The sequence below is a fragment of the Mesorhizobium sp. P2_F7 genome (assembly GCF_056403695.1).
Genome location: NZ_JBFUFA010000004.1, coordinates 434,036 through 448,498, shown reverse-complemented (window position 1 = coordinate 448,498; position 14,463 = coordinate 434,036). Strand labels below are relative to the sequence as shown.

The 14,463-nt window shown below is 64.1% G+C and carries 14 protein-coding genes; 12 read left to right on the top strand and 2 right to left on the bottom strand.

The window, feature by feature from the left end; all coding sequences use genetic code 11:
- Positions 1-38: 38 nt before the first annotated feature.
- The 7 genes from AC1DZ8_RS16275 (at position 39) to AC1DZ8_RS16245 (ending at position 6,833) form a co-directional block, all read left to right on the top strand.
- Positions 39-1,316 (top strand): M23 family metallopeptidase, encoded by a 1,278-nt coding sequence (locus AC1DZ8_RS16275; protein ID WP_477401196.1) that lies wholly within the window; start codon positions 39-41, stop codon positions 1,314-1,316.
- Between the two features lie 259 nt (positions 1,317-1,575).
- On the top strand, positions 1,576-3,012 hold the full coding sequence (locus tag AC1DZ8_RS16270; protein WP_477301505.1) for an FAD-binding oxidoreductase: 1,437 nt from the start codon (positions 1,576-1,578) through the stop codon (positions 3,010-3,012).
- Complete coding sequence (locus AC1DZ8_RS16265; protein ID WP_477301507.1) at positions 3,009-3,752, top strand: FadR/GntR family transcriptional regulator; 744 nt, start codon at positions 3,009-3,011, stop codon at positions 3,750-3,752. Before AC1DZ8_RS16270 ends, AC1DZ8_RS16265 begins: the two co-directional genes overlap by 4 nt.
- 2 nt (positions 3,753-3,754) lie before the next feature.
- Positions 3,755-4,192, top strand: a complete 438-nt coding sequence (locus AC1DZ8_RS16260) for a VOC family protein (protein ID WP_477301508.1) — start codon at positions 3,755-3,757, stop codon at positions 4,190-4,192.
- A gap of 87 nt (positions 4,193-4,279) precedes the next feature.
- Positions 4,280-5,308 (top strand): ABC transporter substrate-binding protein, encoded by a 1,029-nt coding sequence (locus AC1DZ8_RS16255; protein WP_477301960.1) that lies wholly within the window; start codon positions 4,280-4,282, stop codon positions 5,306-5,308.
- Positions 5,308-6,081, top strand: a complete 774-nt coding sequence (locus tag AC1DZ8_RS16250) for an ABC transporter ATP-binding protein (protein WP_477301510.1) — start codon at positions 5,308-5,310, stop codon at positions 6,079-6,081. Before AC1DZ8_RS16255 ends, AC1DZ8_RS16250 begins: the two co-directional genes overlap by 1 nt.
- On the top strand, positions 6,078-6,833 hold the full coding sequence (locus tag AC1DZ8_RS16245) for an ABC transporter permease (RefSeq protein WP_477301512.1): 756 nt from the start codon (positions 6,078-6,080) through the stop codon (positions 6,831-6,833). Before AC1DZ8_RS16250 ends, AC1DZ8_RS16245 begins: the two co-directional genes overlap by 4 nt.
- Positions 6,834-6,839: 6 nt before the next feature.
- On the opposite strand, the gene AC1DZ8_RS16240 is transcribed toward AC1DZ8_RS16245, so the two are convergent.
- Together AC1DZ8_RS16240 and AC1DZ8_RS16235 are read right to left on the bottom strand one after the other, a co-directional pair.
- Positions 6,840-8,054, bottom strand: a complete 1,215-nt coding sequence (locus AC1DZ8_RS16240; RefSeq protein ID WP_477301514.1) for a M20 metallopeptidase family protein — start codon at positions 8,052-8,054, stop codon at positions 6,840-6,842.
- Complete coding sequence (locus tag AC1DZ8_RS16235; RefSeq protein WP_477301962.1) at positions 8,041-9,222, bottom strand: M24 family metallopeptidase; 1,182 nt, start codon at positions 9,220-9,222, stop codon at positions 8,041-8,043. Before AC1DZ8_RS16235 ends, AC1DZ8_RS16240 begins: the two co-directional genes overlap by 14 nt.
- A 212-nt stretch (positions 9,223-9,434) precedes the next feature.
- Between AC1DZ8_RS16235 and AC1DZ8_RS16230 the strand changes: the two genes are divergently transcribed.
- The 5 genes from AC1DZ8_RS16230 to AC1DZ8_RS16210 all read left to right on the top strand — a co-directional run bounded on the left by AC1DZ8_RS16230 (position 9,435) and on the right by AC1DZ8_RS16210 (position 14,385).
- A complete protein-coding gene (locus AC1DZ8_RS16230; RefSeq protein WP_477301516.1) occupies positions 9,435-10,601 on the top strand; it encodes an ROK family transcriptional regulator in 1,167 nt (388 codons plus the stop codon).
- Positions 10,598-11,362: an ATP-binding cassette domain-containing protein gene (locus AC1DZ8_RS16225; RefSeq protein ID WP_477301518.1), complete on the top strand. Its 765-nt coding sequence runs from the start codon at positions 10,598-10,600 to the stop codon at positions 11,360-11,362. The genes AC1DZ8_RS16230 and AC1DZ8_RS16225 overlap by 4 nt, the downstream gene beginning before the upstream one ends.
- 41 nt (positions 11,363-11,403) lie before the next feature.
- Entirely contained in the window at positions 11,404-12,444 is a 1,041-nt protein-coding gene (locus AC1DZ8_RS16220; protein WP_477301520.1) for a sugar ABC transporter substrate-binding protein, read from the top strand.
- Positions 12,445-12,605: 161 nt separating this feature from the next.
- On the top strand, positions 12,606-13,601 hold the full coding sequence (locus AC1DZ8_RS16215; protein ID WP_477301523.1) for an ABC transporter permease: 996 nt from the start codon (positions 12,606-12,608) through the stop codon (positions 13,599-13,601).
- Between the two features lie 13 nt (positions 13,602-13,614).
- The gene (locus tag AC1DZ8_RS16210) at positions 13,615-14,385 is read left to right on the top strand and encodes an SDR family NAD(P)-dependent oxidoreductase (RefSeq protein WP_477301525.1); all 771 of its coding nucleotides are present in this window, start codon (positions 13,615-13,617) and stop codon (positions 14,383-14,385) included.
- The last annotated feature ends 78 nt before the right edge of the window (positions 14,386-14,463 follow it).

The following is a 14,463-nucleotide window of genomic DNA, read 5'->3' as shown; positions in this document are numbered from 1 at the left end:
ATCAGGCTTCGTTGGTGTCGTAACGAAAGCTTGGTCCCGTGAACCCAACCGGTCAGTCAACGGTCTTCGGCAGGCGCAAGGAGCCCCATACGGTCATCATTGCCCGGGGCAATGAAATCCGACATTTCACCATCCGGCCGTGGCTCGTCGCCTTTCTCGGCTCGGCACTGGCGGCGATCGCCATCGGCTATCTGCTGGCGACCTCCTATCTCGTGCTGCGCGACGATCTCATTGGCGCCACCACGGCCAGGCAGGCGCGCATGCAGCAGGCCTATGAGGATCGCATCTCGGCATTGCGCGCGCAGGTCGACCGCATCACCAGCCGCCAGCTTCTCGACCAGAAACTGATGGAAACCAAGGTCAGCGAACTGCTCGAGCGGCAGAGCCAGCTCAGCCAGCGCCATGGCCGCCTCGGTCCGATCCTCGAACGAGCTGAAAATGAAGTCGGAACGCCGCCCGCCGCGGATGTGGCGGCAAAGCCCGACGAGCATGCCGAACTGACCGGGAGCGAGCCGCTGGCCTATTCGGTCGCCAGCCTCGGTTCGGCCGACACCAGGCCGTTCTCGCTGTGGTCGACCCGCTCCGATCCTTTGCCCAGCGAAACGGCGGCGGACCGTGCCGACAAACTGTTCGTCTCGATCAACGATTCGCTGAAGGCCATCGAAAGCCAGCAGCTCACCCGTATCGCCACGCTTGCCGACAATGCCTACAAGAATGCGGATGCCATCACCCAGGCGCTCGAGGCGGCCGGCCTGCCGGTCGACAGCGATTTCGGCAAAAACGAAAGCGATGTCGGCGGGCCGCTGATCCCGCTGGACTCCTCGATGATGTTCGATAGCAAGGTCAAGGAACTCGACGAGGCGCTGGATACGCTCGACCAGCTGAAGAAAGAGGCGCGGCGGCTGCCGCTGGCCAATCCCGCCCCCGGCCACTCCGTCACCAGCCCGTTCGGCGTGCGCACCGATCCCATTCTCGGCACCGCGGCCCTGCATTCGGGCATGGATTTCCGCGCACCGATCGGCATGGCGGCCAAGGTCACGGCGGCCGGCGTCGTCACCAAGGCCGGCTGGAACGGCGGCTATGGTCGCATGGTCGAGGTCGACCACGGTAATGGCTTTGCTACCCGCTATGGCCATTTGAGCGAAATCGACGTGGCCGTCGGGCAGAAGCTGGCGGCCGGCGACATCGTCGGCAAGACCGGCAGCAGCGGCCGCTCGACCGGCCCGCATCTGCACTACGAAGTCCGCCACAATGGCGAGGCCATCGATCCGCTGCGCTTCCTGACCGTCGGCAAGAAGGTCGAGCAGTACCTCTGAGGGTCAAGCGACCCGGTTGGTCACCAGCTCCTCGTTCGGCGCCCTGCTCACTGACTTTCCCGTTCGGACGTCGCGCTATCCTGGCGCCGTGACAGTCCGCCAAGCCTCTCCCGCGTGAATACATCCAACTGCAGACAGCCGCCAAAGCACCCGTCCCGTTGTGACTTGTCCACCGTTCGCAGCACAGCCTCGTTGACTCAACGCCAGTTGTAGGATGATATGCATCACCCTATAGCCCAACATCATCTGACGGCCGCTGATGACCATGCATGCTCTTTCGCCAGACGCTCTGGGTGCCCTCCAAGGCGCGCTCGGGCCGAATGGCGTGTCCGTCGATGCCGCCGGCATGGCGAAATATCTCGGCGACTGGTCGGGCGATCATCATGGCGCAGCACTGGCCGTGCTGCGGCCGGCTTCGGTGACCGAAGTCCAAGCCGTGGTTCGGCTCTGCGCCTCGCTGGGTCTGGGCGTCATCCCGCAAGGCGGCAACACCGGGCTGGTGGCGGGGGCGATCGACATCGAGACCAAAAACTCGGTGGTCGTCAGCCTGGAGCGGCTGAACACCATCCGCCGCGTCGACGCCGACAATTTCGTGCTGCAGGCCGATGCCGGCTGCATCCTGCAGACGGTGAAGGATGCTGCCGACGCTCAGGACTGCCTGTTTCCGCTGGCGCTCGGCGCCCAGGGCAGCTGCCAAATCGGCGGCAATGCAGCCAGCAACGCCGGCGGCATCAATGTGCTGCGCTACGGCATGGCGCGTGACCTCATCCTCGGCCTCGAAGTGGTGCTGCCGGACGGCGAGTTGTGGAACGGCTTTTCCAGCCTTCGCAAGAACAACACCGGCTATGACCTGAAGCAGCTGTTCATCGGCTGCGAAGGGACGCTCGGCATCATCACCGGCGTCGAACTAAAACTGTTTCCAAAGCCGGTCCGGACCGAGACCGCCTATCTCGGCCTTGCTTCGTTCGAAGCGGCGATCGCGCTGTTTAGGCAAGCGCGCCGGGCCTCGGCCGATCTGATGTCGGCCTTCGAGATCATTGGTTTGGAATGCATTGCGCTGGCGCGGCTGATCGACCCGAAAATGGTCTCGCCGGTCGAGGCGCCTGTCCATGTGCTGATCGAACTGTCGGCCAGTGCGGCCATCGACCTGCGCACCCTGCTGGTCGATTTCCTCGCCGAGGCCATGGAAAGCGGCCAAGTCATCGATGCCGTGCTCGCCGAAAGCAGCGCCCATGCAAAATCGTTCTGGGCTATCCGCGAAGGGCTGGTCGAGGGCCAGGCCAAGCGCGGCTACCACGTGCGCACCGATCTTTCGGTGCGGATCTCGGATATCCCTGCCCTCATCGATCAGGCGCGGCGCTTCGTTGCTGAGGACCATCCCGGCTGGGTGGCGCTGGCCTACGGCCATGCCGGTGACGGCAACATCCATTTCAACGTGCTGCCGCCGGAAGGCCTTGCCGAAAGCGAGGCCCGCACCCGAGGCACAGAGATCACCGCGGGGCTTTACCAGATCGTCCATGAACTCGGCGGCTCGATCAGTGCCGAGCACGGCATCGGCCGCACCCGCCACCGCACTTTCGTGGCTGGCCTGTCGCCTGTCCATCGCCGCCTCATCGGCACGCTGAAAGACGCGCTCGACCCGCAAGGGCTGATGAATCCCGGCTGCCTTCTGCCGGCAACGGAGACCGCTCTATGAAGCAAAGACTGGCCGCCATCGGTACCGTCGAGACGCTGCCGCACCGCGTCGCGACTTTTCTCGGCCGCGAGATCGAATCCGGTGACCTCAGCCCGGGCACAAGGCTGCCGACGGAACAGGAGCTGTCGGAAAAATTCGGCGTCAGCCGCAATGTCGTCCGGGAAGCAATCGCCCAGCTCAGGGCCGACGGCATGATCGAGGCGCGGCAAGGCATCGGCGCCTTTGTGCTGGCGCCGGAGCAGCGGGCATCGATCCGCATCGACGGCGAGGCGCTTAGAGAAGGCCAGAACATGGAGCGGCTGTTCGAGCTGCGCTGCATCCTGGAAGCTGAGTCCGCGGCCCTTGCCGCCGAGCGGCGCGGCCAGGACCATCTCGACGCCATTAAGGCCGCACTCGACCGCATGAGTGGCGAGGAGCGCTGGGAGGAAGGCAGCATCGACGCCGACCTTCTGTTCCATCGCGAGATCGCGCGCGCCACCGGCAACAGCTACATCCACACCTTCATCTCCTTTGTCTGCGAGCAGATCCGCCGCTCGATCTATTACGCGCGGCAGACCAACCCGCTGCACGATCTGGTCGAGGTCAATGTCGGCGAGCATGTGCGCATCTACGAGGCGCTGGTTGCTGGCGATCCCGCAGCCGCGGAAGCGGCCATGCGCGCTCACATCATCGGCGCGGCCGAGCGCGTTGGCGTCACGCTGCCGGCCGCGCGGCGCCTGACGACCAGCAGGGGGATTTAGCCATGCCGCTCGGGGGTGATTACGCGATTTCGGATGTCTGCCTGCTGGTCGAGGACATCGGGCGCACCGTGGACTTCTATGTCGACAAACTCGGCTTCCGGCTGCGCCGACGCGCCGAAGGCTTTGCCGATTTCCACGGCGAGGGCGTGACGCTGGCGGCGTGGGAGATCGACCACATCAGCCAGCATACCGGCGTATCGAAGCTCCGGTCGCCGCGCCACGCGCACAAGGTCTGCGTGGCGGTCAAGCTCGACAAGCCCGCCGACATCGACCGGCTGCATGGCGAGCTCAGCGCCAAGGGCGTGCCCTTTTACGGCCCGCCGGAAGACTATGTCTGGAATGCGCGCTGCGCCTATTTCACCGACCCGGACGACACGCTCTGGGAACTATACGCCTGGCTCGACGGCGGCCCCGGCGACTACCACGACGAACAGCCGTAGACGACAGCGCGCCGTGGGAGCGGTGCGCAATGAACAGAGCAACGCTTGCAACAGGAGCGAAAAATGAGTGGGAACAAGCATTTCGAAATGAACCGCCGCAGCTTCGTGACATCCGGCATCGCCGCCGTGGCGGCCGCATCGGCCGGCATGCAGCTGGTGCTGACGCCCGGCGCCAGGGCCGCGGGCAAAGTCGTCATCCAGTACGACTGGCTGGTGTCGAACGGACAGATCGGCGACATCGCCGCTGTCGCCAATGGCTATTTTAAAGACGCCGGCCTCGACGTGGAGTTCAGCCCGGGCGGACCGAATTCCGCGACCGTGCCGCCGGTGGTCTCGGGTTCGGCCCAGCTCGGCCAGTTCTCCGAAACGCCGCAGCTGTTTGCCGCGCGCGCCAGCGGCGTGCCGGTGAAAATAATCGCCTGCGGCTTCCGCACCGGCCCCTATGCCTTCACCTCCAAGCCCGCCAAGCCGATCCGTGGCGTTGCCGACCTCAAGGGCAAGAAGATCGGCATCCAGCCGACGGCACGCTTTGTCATCGACGAGATTCTGGCCAAGAACGGCATCGATCCGGCTGACGTCACCGTCGTCAATGTCGGCTTCGACAAGGCGCCATTGGTGCGCGGCGACGTCGACGCTATCGGCGGCTGGATCACCAATACGCAGGCGCTGAGCGTCGTCGGCGACGACCGCATCGACCTGCTGGTGCGCGATCTCGGGCTCTCCTCCTACGCCGATGTCTATTTCGCCACCGATGCAGCCATCGAAAAGGATCCCGAGACGCTGGCCAAATTCATCGGCGCCGTCGGCAAGGGCTGGGGCTGGGTGCACGCCAATCCGCAGGAAGCGGTGAAGAAAATGGTCGCCGCCTATCCGGAAATGGATCTCGGCTGGGAAGAAAAGACCGTCAATCTGGTGCTGAAACTGTCCTTTGATGGCGCGACGGCCAAGGATGGCTGGGGGACGTTCGACCCGGCCTCGATCGAGGAGCAGCTGGCACTGCTCGACAAGGTCGGGCAGTACCCGAACGGACGCCCGGCCGCGGCGGATGTCTACACGACCAAGATCCTCGAATTGTCGGCCGCCGACCGGCCCAAGCTCGACGCGCCTGCTGCCTGATGGTGAGTGCGATCGAGGCGAACAGGCTGGATGTCGGCTATGGCGGCCGGCATGCGGCCGTCAAAGTGCTCTCCGGCCTCGACCTGACCGTCGCGGCCGGCTCGTTCCTGTCGATCCTGGGACCATCGGGCTGCGGCAAGTCGACCTTGCTCAGGGTCGTTGCCGATTTGCTCGACCCGCTCGGCGGCACGATCAGCGTGCTTGGCGACACACCGCATGCGGTGCGTTCGCGCCGGGATGTCGGCTTCGTCTTCCAGGATTCCACCCTGCTGCCTTGGCGCAGCGTGCGCGACAATGTGCGTTTGCCGCTCGGTGTCGGGCAAGGCAGCCTGACCCGCCAGATCGAAGACCGCTCAGAGGAACTTTTGGAGCTGATGGGGCTTGGCGGCTTTGGCGAGCGGCTGCCGCACCAGCTTTCCGGCGGCCAGCGGCAACGCGTCGCGATCGCCCGCGCCCTGCTCGGACAGCCAAAGCTGCTGTTGATGGACGAGCCGTTCGGCGCACTGGACGAAATCACCCGCGACCGCCTCAATGACGAGTTGCTGGCGCTGTGGCGGCGCACCGGCACGACCATCCTGTTCGTCACCCATTCGATTGCCGAAGCGGCCTATCTCGGCGAGCGCGTCATCGTGCTCGCCGCCAATCCGGGGCGGCTGGTGAAGGATCTCGACATGCGGCCGTTCAAGCAGGACGGCAACCGCTGCACGCGCGAAGACCCGGCAATCGTCGCTGCCATGGCTGAATTACGCAAAGCCCTGGAACTGGCCTCATGAGACAGGAGCCCTTGCCGCCGACGCTGGCGATCGCCCTGCCCGTCCTGGGCGCCGTTTCCATCCTGGTGACCTGGCAGTTCCTGCTGCCCTGGCTCGGCGTACCGGCCTATATCGTGCCGACGCCGACAGCCATACTCGGTGTGTTCCAGAAGAGCTTTTCCCTGCTCGTCAACAATCTCTGGCCGACGCTGATCGAGGCGCTCGCCGGCTTTGCCATCGGCAATCTCGCCGGCGTGCTGCTGGCGGTGCTGTTCGTGCACAACCGTGTGCTGCAGGCCGCCTATTTCCCGATCGTGCTGTTCTTCAACACCATCCCGATCCTGGCGCTGTCGCCAATCATCATGCTGATCTTCGGGCTGGGCATGACGCCGAAGATCGTCATTGCGGCGGTGATCTGCTTCTTCCCGACGCTGGTCAACATGATCCGCGGGCTGGATTCGGCCAGCAGCAACGAGCACGAGCTGTTTCGCGTGCTGTCGGCGACGCGCTGGGAAGTGTTCTGGAGCCTGCGCCTGCCGCGCGCTTTGCCGATGCTGTTCTCGTCGCTGCGAATCGCATCGGCGACCGCCGTGATCGGCGCCATCGTCGGCGAATGGATCGGCTCCGACAAAGGGCTCGGCGCACTGATCATCCAGGCGTCCTTCAACTACCAGTCGGATCGCCTCTATGCGGCGATCGTGCTGTCGTCGGGCCTGTCGATCGTTCTTTTCTGCGCCGTGGTGCTGATCGAACGCCGGGCGATCAAGTACTGAGTGCCGTCAAGCGGCATCGTCCGACGGTGTCGACAAGAACATCGTCGCTGCTGAAACCATGGTGGCGACGCCGACTTTCAGGGCAGCCTCGTCAACGCGAAACCGGGCGTGGTGGAGCGGATAGACCGAACCGACCGCTTCGTTGCGAATGCCGAGCCGGAAATACACTGACGGACGTTTTTCGCTGTAATAGGCAAAGTCGTCGGCAATGCTCCATCCCGGCAGGTTAAGGACATTGTCGGCGCCGATAGCGGCTTTGGCACCGGCCAGGATCAGTTCGGTCATCTCGGCATCGTTGACCACGCCGGGCTCGCCTTGGTGGATGTCGACCTGCACCGTGGCGCCGTGGCTTGCCGCGATCCCCTCCACGATTTCTCGAAGCCGGCGCCGGGCGCGCTCGCGGGTGGCGTCGCTGCCACTGCGGATGGTGCCTTTCAGCGTGACCTTGCCTGCGGTGACATTATAGGCGTTGCCGCCATTGATGGCGGTGACCGAAATGACCAGCGGGTCGTAAGGGTCGGTCTCGCGCGCAACGAGCTTCTGCAGTTCGCTCACCATCGAGCAGGCGACAGTCAGCGCGTCGATGCCCTCATAGGGTTTTGCTGCATGCGCCGCCGAGCCGGTGACCAGCACATCGAACGTATCGCAGGCCAGCGTGTAGGGACCGGCACCGACCGCGACCTTGCCGGATGCGGTGTATGGATCGACGTGGACGCAGATTGCCGCGTCGACATCGTCGAGCAGTCCCTCCTCCACCACCCGCTTGCCGCCCGACGGCTCGTCCTCCTCGGCCGGCTGGAAGATGAGGCGAACGGTGCCGCCAAAAGTGTCGCGCATGCGATGCAGATGGGTCGCCACGGCAAAACCCATTGCGGTGTGAGCGTCGTGACCGCAGGCATGCATCACGCCGGGGTTTTCCGAGGCAAAGTCGACGCCGGACTCTTCCTCGATCGGCAAGGCATCGATGTCGGCGCGGATGACCAGCTTGCGGTTCGACGGCCGGCCAGTGCCGACGACATCGACGGCGAGGCCGTAACCGGCAACGTCGCGGATGTCTGATATCCCCTGCCCGGTCAGCATCTGCCGGAGATAGGCCTGCGTGCCCGCCTCGCGGTTCGAAAGCTCGGGATGGCGATGCAAATGACGACGGATTTCGATCATCCGCTCAAGGAGTGCGGCATCGATGTCGGTCGTGGCTGCCGGCTGGTCAGGATTTGACATAAATATCGCGCGGGAACTTCGTCAGCGTCTCATTGCCGGTCTCGGTCACGAGAATGGTCTCACTGACCTCGATGCCCCAGCCATCCATCCACATACCGAGAATGGAATGCACGACATTGCCGGGCTGCAGCACCGTCTTGTCGCCGGGCCGCAGGCTGATCGTGTGCTCGCCCCAATCCGGCGGATAGGCGACGCCGATGGAATAGCCGATGCGCGATTCCTTCTTCAGCCCGTAGCGCTGGATGACCTTGCGCCAAGCTGCTTCGACCGCTTCGGCTGATGTGCCTGGTTTCACCGCATCGAGCACGGCGTCCATGCCTTCGATGACAGCCTTTGCGGTGTCGGCGACGCGCGTCGGCGTCTTGCCCAGCTGCATCGTCCTGGCGAGCCCGGCGGCATAGCGGCGGCAGACGCCGGCGAGTTCCAGCGCGATCGTCTCGTCTTTTCCGAACCGCCTGTCGCTCCACATAATGTGCGGGGCGGAGGCATTCTCGCCGCCGAGGATGGTCGGCGGCAGTGCCGTGATGTCGCCGGCGAAATCCAGACTGCCGGCGATCTGCGCCGCCTGGATGGCGGCGATCGCATCGCACTCGCGCACGCCTGGCGCGATGACTTCGAAGGCACGCGCAACAGCTGCTTCGGCCAGCGTCGATGCCTTGCGCAGATAGGCTATTTCGGGCGCGGATTTGACCGCGCGGATCCAGTTCACCAAGAGGTCTGCGTCGTGCCATTTCGCGTTGGGCAGGCCGGCGACCAGCCGGGCATGGGCCTTGGGCGAGAAATAATAGGCTTCGAGCTCGACGCCGATATGTCTGGCGCCCCAGCCCTTGGCAACGATCCAGGCCGCGATCCAGTCCATCGGATGACGGTCGGCGCGCTGAACGTGGTCTTCGGGAAAACCGACCACATTTTCAGGCTTCATCCAGGCCGTCAGCAGGCCGCCGGCCGCATCCATGGCGCGGCCGATCCAGGCCGGCTCGGCCTCCTCTTCGATCGGAACCAGCACCACCTGCGGCGTGTAGAACGACCAGCCGTCATAGCCGGTGATGTAATGCTGGTTGGCGACATCGTTGACGACAAGAAGCTCGAGCCCCCGCTTTGCCATCTCGGCGCGGATTTTCGTGAGCCGCTGCCGGTACTCGCCGCGCGCAAAAGGCAATTCGATCATCGGTTTTCCCTGCTGGATCATCGGCCGGGCGAGCCCCGCGCCGCCTGACGTCATGCACCAATGCGGTGGTTTTAACGCCGCTGCAATCGGCCAGCGCGGCGCATGGGACAGGTCCTGCATCTTGAGCCAGATCTGTCACAAATTATTTTTGAATTCCATTTGACTGAATAAATTGCGTGTGCAAGTCTTGCCTCTCCCACGGGAGAGGGAAAATGGCACTGCGGGGAACCAACCAGGAGTTCGGACGGCCCTACAACCGGCGCATCGTGCTGGAGTCCATCCGTCTTCACGGCCCCATTGCCCGCGGCGACATTGCCAGCCGCGTCGGTCTCACTGTCCAGACCGTGTCGACCATCGTTCGCGAGCTCGAAGAGCACGGCTATGTGCTGTCGCTGCGCGAAGAGCCGCGCGGGCGCGGCCTGCCGCCGGCGACGCTCCGGATCAACCCTGAAGGCGGCTATGCCGTTGGGGTCCATCTCACCCCGCTCGGCATCGACGCTGCGCTGATCAATCTGAGCGGCGATGTCATCGAGAGCACGCATCGCGAGGCGCCGCACGCGACGCCCGACCATGCCTTCGAGCTGATCGGCGCCATAGTGCCGGAATTGACCGCGCTGCGGCCCGGCGGCCGCGTACTCGGCATCGGCATGGCGCTGCCTGGGCCTTTCGGCGTGGAATCGATGAGCTTTGTCGGCCCAACGACCATGGCCGGCTGGAAGGATGTGGCGCTGCCGGAACGGCTGACGGCCTCGACGGGGCTGCCGGCCTTCTTCGAAACCGACATGGCGGCGGCCGCCATGGGCGAGCGCCTCTATGGCCTCGGTGCCGGCTATTCTGAATATTACTATCTCTATTTCGGCGTCGGCCTTGGTGGCGCCATCGTCCATGACGGCGCGGTGATGCGCGGCGCCTGGGGCAATGCCGGCGAGATCGGGCACATCCCCGCCGTTCCCGGCGGCGAACTCTGTCCGTGCGGCAATCACGGCTGTCTCGAACGCTACCTCTCGCTGGAAGCGCTGCGCCGCCGCAACATCGGCGAAGCCGCCTGGGTGGCCGAAGTCGCGCCGGTCTTCCGCAACGCCATCGTCACCATCGAGAACCTGTTCGACCCCGAAACCGTCATCCTCGGCGGGCTCGCCCCCACCGACCTCCTGGAAAGACTGGTCGGCGCGGCGGCGCAGCTTCCCAATTCGATCTCGGCGCGACGCGACCGCAAGACCCCGCGCGTGATGGTCGCCACCGGCGGCCAGCATTCCGTGCTGCGCGGCGCCGCCGCTTTGGCCGTGTCCGGTGTGCTCTCGCCGCGCTTCGGCCAGATGTTCATTGCCGAGCGCGAGCGCCGGTCAGATCTCATGCACAGCAAGGGAGTGGCGGCATGACCGAACCGCTGCTGGTACTCGAAAACGTCACCAAGAATTACGGCGCCATCCAGGCGCTGAGAGGCATCAGCTTCTCGATCGGCAAGGGCGAGGTCGTGGCGCTGCTTGGCGACAATGGCGCCGGCAAGTCGACGCTGGTCAAGATCATCGCCGGCGGCCTCGAGCCGAGCTCGGGCCGCATGTTGTTCGAGGGCAAGGAGTTTCTGGCGAAATCGCCGGCGGAGGCCAAGGCGGCGGGGATCGAAACCGTCTACCAGGACCTGTCGCTGTGCACCAATGTTGATGTCGTCGCCAATTTCTTCATGGGCCGCGAGATCACCCGGAAAGTGCTCGGCATCCCGATCCTTGACGAGCGCGCCATGGAGGCCGTCGTCGGCAAGGCGCTGGCAAGTGCGGGCACCCGCATTCCATCGCTACGCACCAATGTCGAGCACCTCTCGGGCGGCCAGCGCCAGGCCATCGAGCTCAACCGCTTCGTGCATTGGGGCGGCAAGCTTGTGCTGCTGGACGAGCCGTTTGCAGCCCTTGGCGTCGAGCAGACGCGACGCGGTCTCGATATGATCCGCCAGGTGGCCAACCAGGGCATCGGCGTCGTCATCATCACCCACATCATGCAACAGGCTTTTCAGGTCGCCGACCGGATCGTGGTGATCCGGCAAGGCGTCGTGGCCGGCGATGTCGCACGCAACAAAACAAGTCCCGATGCGGTGATCAACATGATCACCGGTGAGACGCTTGCCGGTGCCGGACCGGCCAGTTGAGGGACAAAAGAGGGGTCCGGTATAAAAGAGGAGCGAACGACATGAAGCGAATATTAGTTCTTGTCTTCGGTATCCTGGCACTGGCTCTTGCCTCGCTCACGCCGGCAATGTCCCAGACCAAGGGCACCGTCTACTACATGGTCCCGACCCTGCTCGACGAATTCCAGACCGGCTCGGTGAGCGCGCTGGAGCTGTTCCTCAAGCAGGTCGGCTATGAGGTGAAAACACTCAACGCCGACAACAAGACCGATGCGCAGCAATCGCAGATGAACGACGTCATTGCGCTGAAGCCTGCGGCGATCATCCTCGCCGCCGTCGATTTCAACGCGCTGAAACCGTCCATCGAAGCCGCGCGCGCGGCCGGCATTCCGGTGGTCGAGTTCGACCGCCAGATCACCTCGACCCCGTCGGACTTCACCTCGGTGGCGGGCACGGTCGAGATCGGCTACGTCGCTGCGGACCAGGCGGAAAAACTCCTGAAAGCCAAGCACGGTTCGGTGAAGGGCAAGGTGTTGCAGGTGCTGGGCGATCCCGGCGATCCCTACACGCTCGACATCCAGAAGGGTTTCGAGGAGAAGATGAAGGCGTTTCCGGACGTCAAGATCATCTCGCTGCCGGCCATGCAATGGGCAGCCGATGCAGCCGGGACCATCGTCAACGACCAGATACTTGCGAACCCCGACATTGACCTGATCTTCAGCCATGCCGCACACCTCTCGGTCGCTGCCGTCGCCTCGCTCGAGGCTGCCGGCAAGAAGCCGGGCGACGTCATGCTGATGAGCTCGAACGGTGCTCCGGTCGGTCTCGACCTGATCCGCAAGGGCTGGCTCAATGTCGAAGTCGAACAGCCGCTCTACGCGCAGGCCGCGGCCGTCGCCATGTTCATGGACAAGGTCGTCAAGAAGGAAGAAATCAAGCCCGGCGAATATGATGTGCTCGGCCTGAAGTCGACCGTGACCAAGGAAGCCTGGGGACCGAACATCAAGATCCCGGGTGCGGCCATCACCAAGGAAAACGTCGACAATCCGGCTTTCTGGGGCAACCAGAAGCCGCCGACGGACACGATCAAGTCGGTCGAATAGTCATTTGCCGAGCGCTCCGGGCCATTGTCGGCCCGGAGCCTGCCCTTTCACAACGCCGCGTCCCGTGGACGCTTTGGCGAACTTGAATCCGCGCCTGAGCCCGACGAAGTCAGTTTGATTTCTCAGCCTGATTTCTTTGGGGGCGCCAACCGGATCGGCCCATGAACCCGCGTACCCGCAAAGCCCTGGAGTTCGCCCTCGACAACCTCGTCTGGTTCATGCTGGTCTTTGTGTTGATCGTCTTTTCCCTCTTGATCCCGAACTATTTCCAGCTCGGCATCCTCGCCAACATCGTGGAGGCATCGAGCGTACTCGGCGTGATGTCGATCGGCCTGTCGCTGGTTATCATTGCCGGCCATATGGACCTGTCGGTGGAATCGGTGGCGGCACTCAGCGCCATGACGGTCGGCATCCTGTTCTGCTCGTCGGGCATCGGCATAGGCATACAGCTCACTCCGCAATGGCTGATGGTTCCGGTCTCGCTGCTGATTGCGCTGGCCGTCGGCGGCCTTATCGGCGCCTTCAACGGCTTCCTCGTGGTCAAGGTGAAGATGAGCGCGTTCATCATCACGCTGGCGTCCTTCATCTGGGTGCGTGGGCTGGTGCTGGTCATCTCCGGCGGCCGCTCGGCACAGGATCTGGCGCCGTCCATCCGCTGGTTCGCCATTCAGCGCCTGATCGGCCTGCCGCTGACCGCCTGGATCGCGATCGCCTGTTTCGCCATATCTTCGCTGATCATGGCCAAGACGCCCTTCGGCCGTCACCTGACCATGATCGGCGGTAACGAGACCGCAACCTTCCGCGCCGGCATCCGCGTCAACCGCAATCTGATCATCGCCTTCATGCTGGCCGGCGCCATTGCCGGGCTCTCCGGCTGGCTGCTCGCCATCCGCACTTCCGGCGCCAGCGCCAATCTCGGCACCGGGCTGTTGTTCAACGCCTTTGCCGCCGTCGTCATCGGCGGCGTCAGCCTGAAAGGCGGTGTCGGCACCTTGCCCGGCGTCTATGCCGGCGTCCTGCTGCTGTCGGCTATCAACACGGCGATCAATCTGATGGGCTTGCCGGCCAATTTCACCCTCGTGATCCATGGCCTGCTGGTGCTCGCCGCGGTGCTGCTCGACGCCTTCAAGCAAACCATTCGCCAAAGACTGGCATGACAGGAGTGCTCGCATGAGCGGACGGCTGCAAGACAAGGTCGCGCTGATCGTTGGCAGCGCGCGCGGCATTGGCAAAGGCATTGCGCAGCGCTTTGCTGAAGAAGGCGCAAGGCTGGTGCTGGCCGACAGCGAGGCCGAGGCAGGTCAGGCGACAGCAGACGAGCTCGGCGCTGCCTTTATTCGCACAGACATCTCGCAAATGAACGATGCCGAGGCCGCGGTGGCATTGGCTTTGAAGCATCACGGCCGCCTCGACATAGTCGTGCAAAATGCCGGCATCTACCCTTGGCAGCTGATCGAAAACACCAGTCCGGACGACTGGGACCGGGTGATGGCGGTCAATCTGCGCGGCACCTTCAACGCCACGCTGGCAGCGCTGGCGCCGATGAAGGCGCAAAGTTACGGGCGCATGCTTTACACCTCGTCGATCACCGGCCCGCACGTCACCAGCCCCGGCCACGGCCACTATGCCGCCAGCAAGGCCGGCATCAACGGCTTCATTCGTTCGGCGGCGCTGGAATTTTCGGGCTACGGCATAACCGTCAATGGCGTCGAGCCCGGCAACATCCTGACCGAGGCGATCGAGCTGCATCGCGGCGCCGCCTACATCAAGAACATGGAGGATTCTATCCCGTTGGGACGCCTCGGCAGCCCGCGCGATGTCGCCAACGCCTTCCTGTTCCTCGCCTCCGACGATGCCAGCTACATCACCGGCACCACCATTATTGTCGATGGCGGCCAGCTGCTGCCTGAAGGCAAGGATTTCCGTCTGCTGCCGCCGTAATCTTTGCGTTGATGGGCAACGGACCGGGCAGCGCCTCCTGGCGACGAGAGGTCATTTCAGCGAAAGATACAGCGTTCC

Bases quoted from the DNA above. Each gene is read 5' to 3' on its own strand.
- AC1DZ8_RS16245 (WP_477301512.1), top strand. From the start codon at position 6,078: ATGAGACAGGAGCCCTTGCCGCCGACGCTGGCGATCGCCCTGCCCGTC.
- AC1DZ8_RS16260 (WP_477301508.1), top strand. From the start codon at position 3,755: ATGCCGCTCGGGGGTGATTACGCGATTTCGGATGTCTGCCTGCTGGTC.
- AC1DZ8_RS16265 (WP_477301507.1), top strand. From the start codon at position 3,009: ATGAAGCAAAGACTGGCCGCCATCGGTACCGTCGAGACGCTGCCGCAC.
- AC1DZ8_RS16270 (WP_477301505.1), top strand. From the start codon at position 1,576: ATGACCATGCATGCTCTTTCGCCAGACGCTCTGGGTGCCCTCCAAGGC.
- AC1DZ8_RS16235 (WP_477301962.1), bottom strand. From the start codon at position 9,222: ATGATCGAATTGCCTTTTGCGCGCGGCGAGTACCGGCAGCGGCTCACG.
- AC1DZ8_RS16210 (WP_477301525.1), top strand. From the start codon at position 13,615: ATGAGCGGACGGCTGCAAGACAAGGTCGCGCTGATCGTTGGCAGCGCG.
- AC1DZ8_RS16225 (WP_477301518.1), top strand. From the start codon at position 10,598: ATGACCGAACCGCTGCTGGTACTCGAAAACGTCACCAAGAATTACGGC.
- AC1DZ8_RS16250 (WP_477301510.1), top strand. From the start codon at position 5,308: ATGGTGAGTGCGATCGAGGCGAACAGGCTGGATGTCGGCTATGGCGGC.
- AC1DZ8_RS16240 (WP_477301514.1), bottom strand. From the start codon at position 8,054: ATGTCAAATCCTGACCAGCCGGCAGCCACGACCGACATCGATGCCGCA.
- AC1DZ8_RS16255 (WP_477301960.1), top strand. From the start codon at position 4,280: ATGAACCGCCGCAGCTTCGTGACATCCGGCATCGCCGCCGTGGCGGCC.
- AC1DZ8_RS16220 (WP_477301520.1), top strand. From the start codon at position 11,404: ATGAAGCGAATATTAGTTCTTGTCTTCGGTATCCTGGCACTGGCTCTT.
- AC1DZ8_RS16215 (WP_477301523.1), top strand. From the start codon at position 12,606: ATGAACCCGCGTACCCGCAAAGCCCTGGAGTTCGCCCTCGACAACCTC.
- AC1DZ8_RS16230 (WP_477301516.1), top strand. From the start codon at position 9,435: ATGGCACTGCGGGGAACCAACCAGGAGTTCGGACGGCCCTACAACCGG.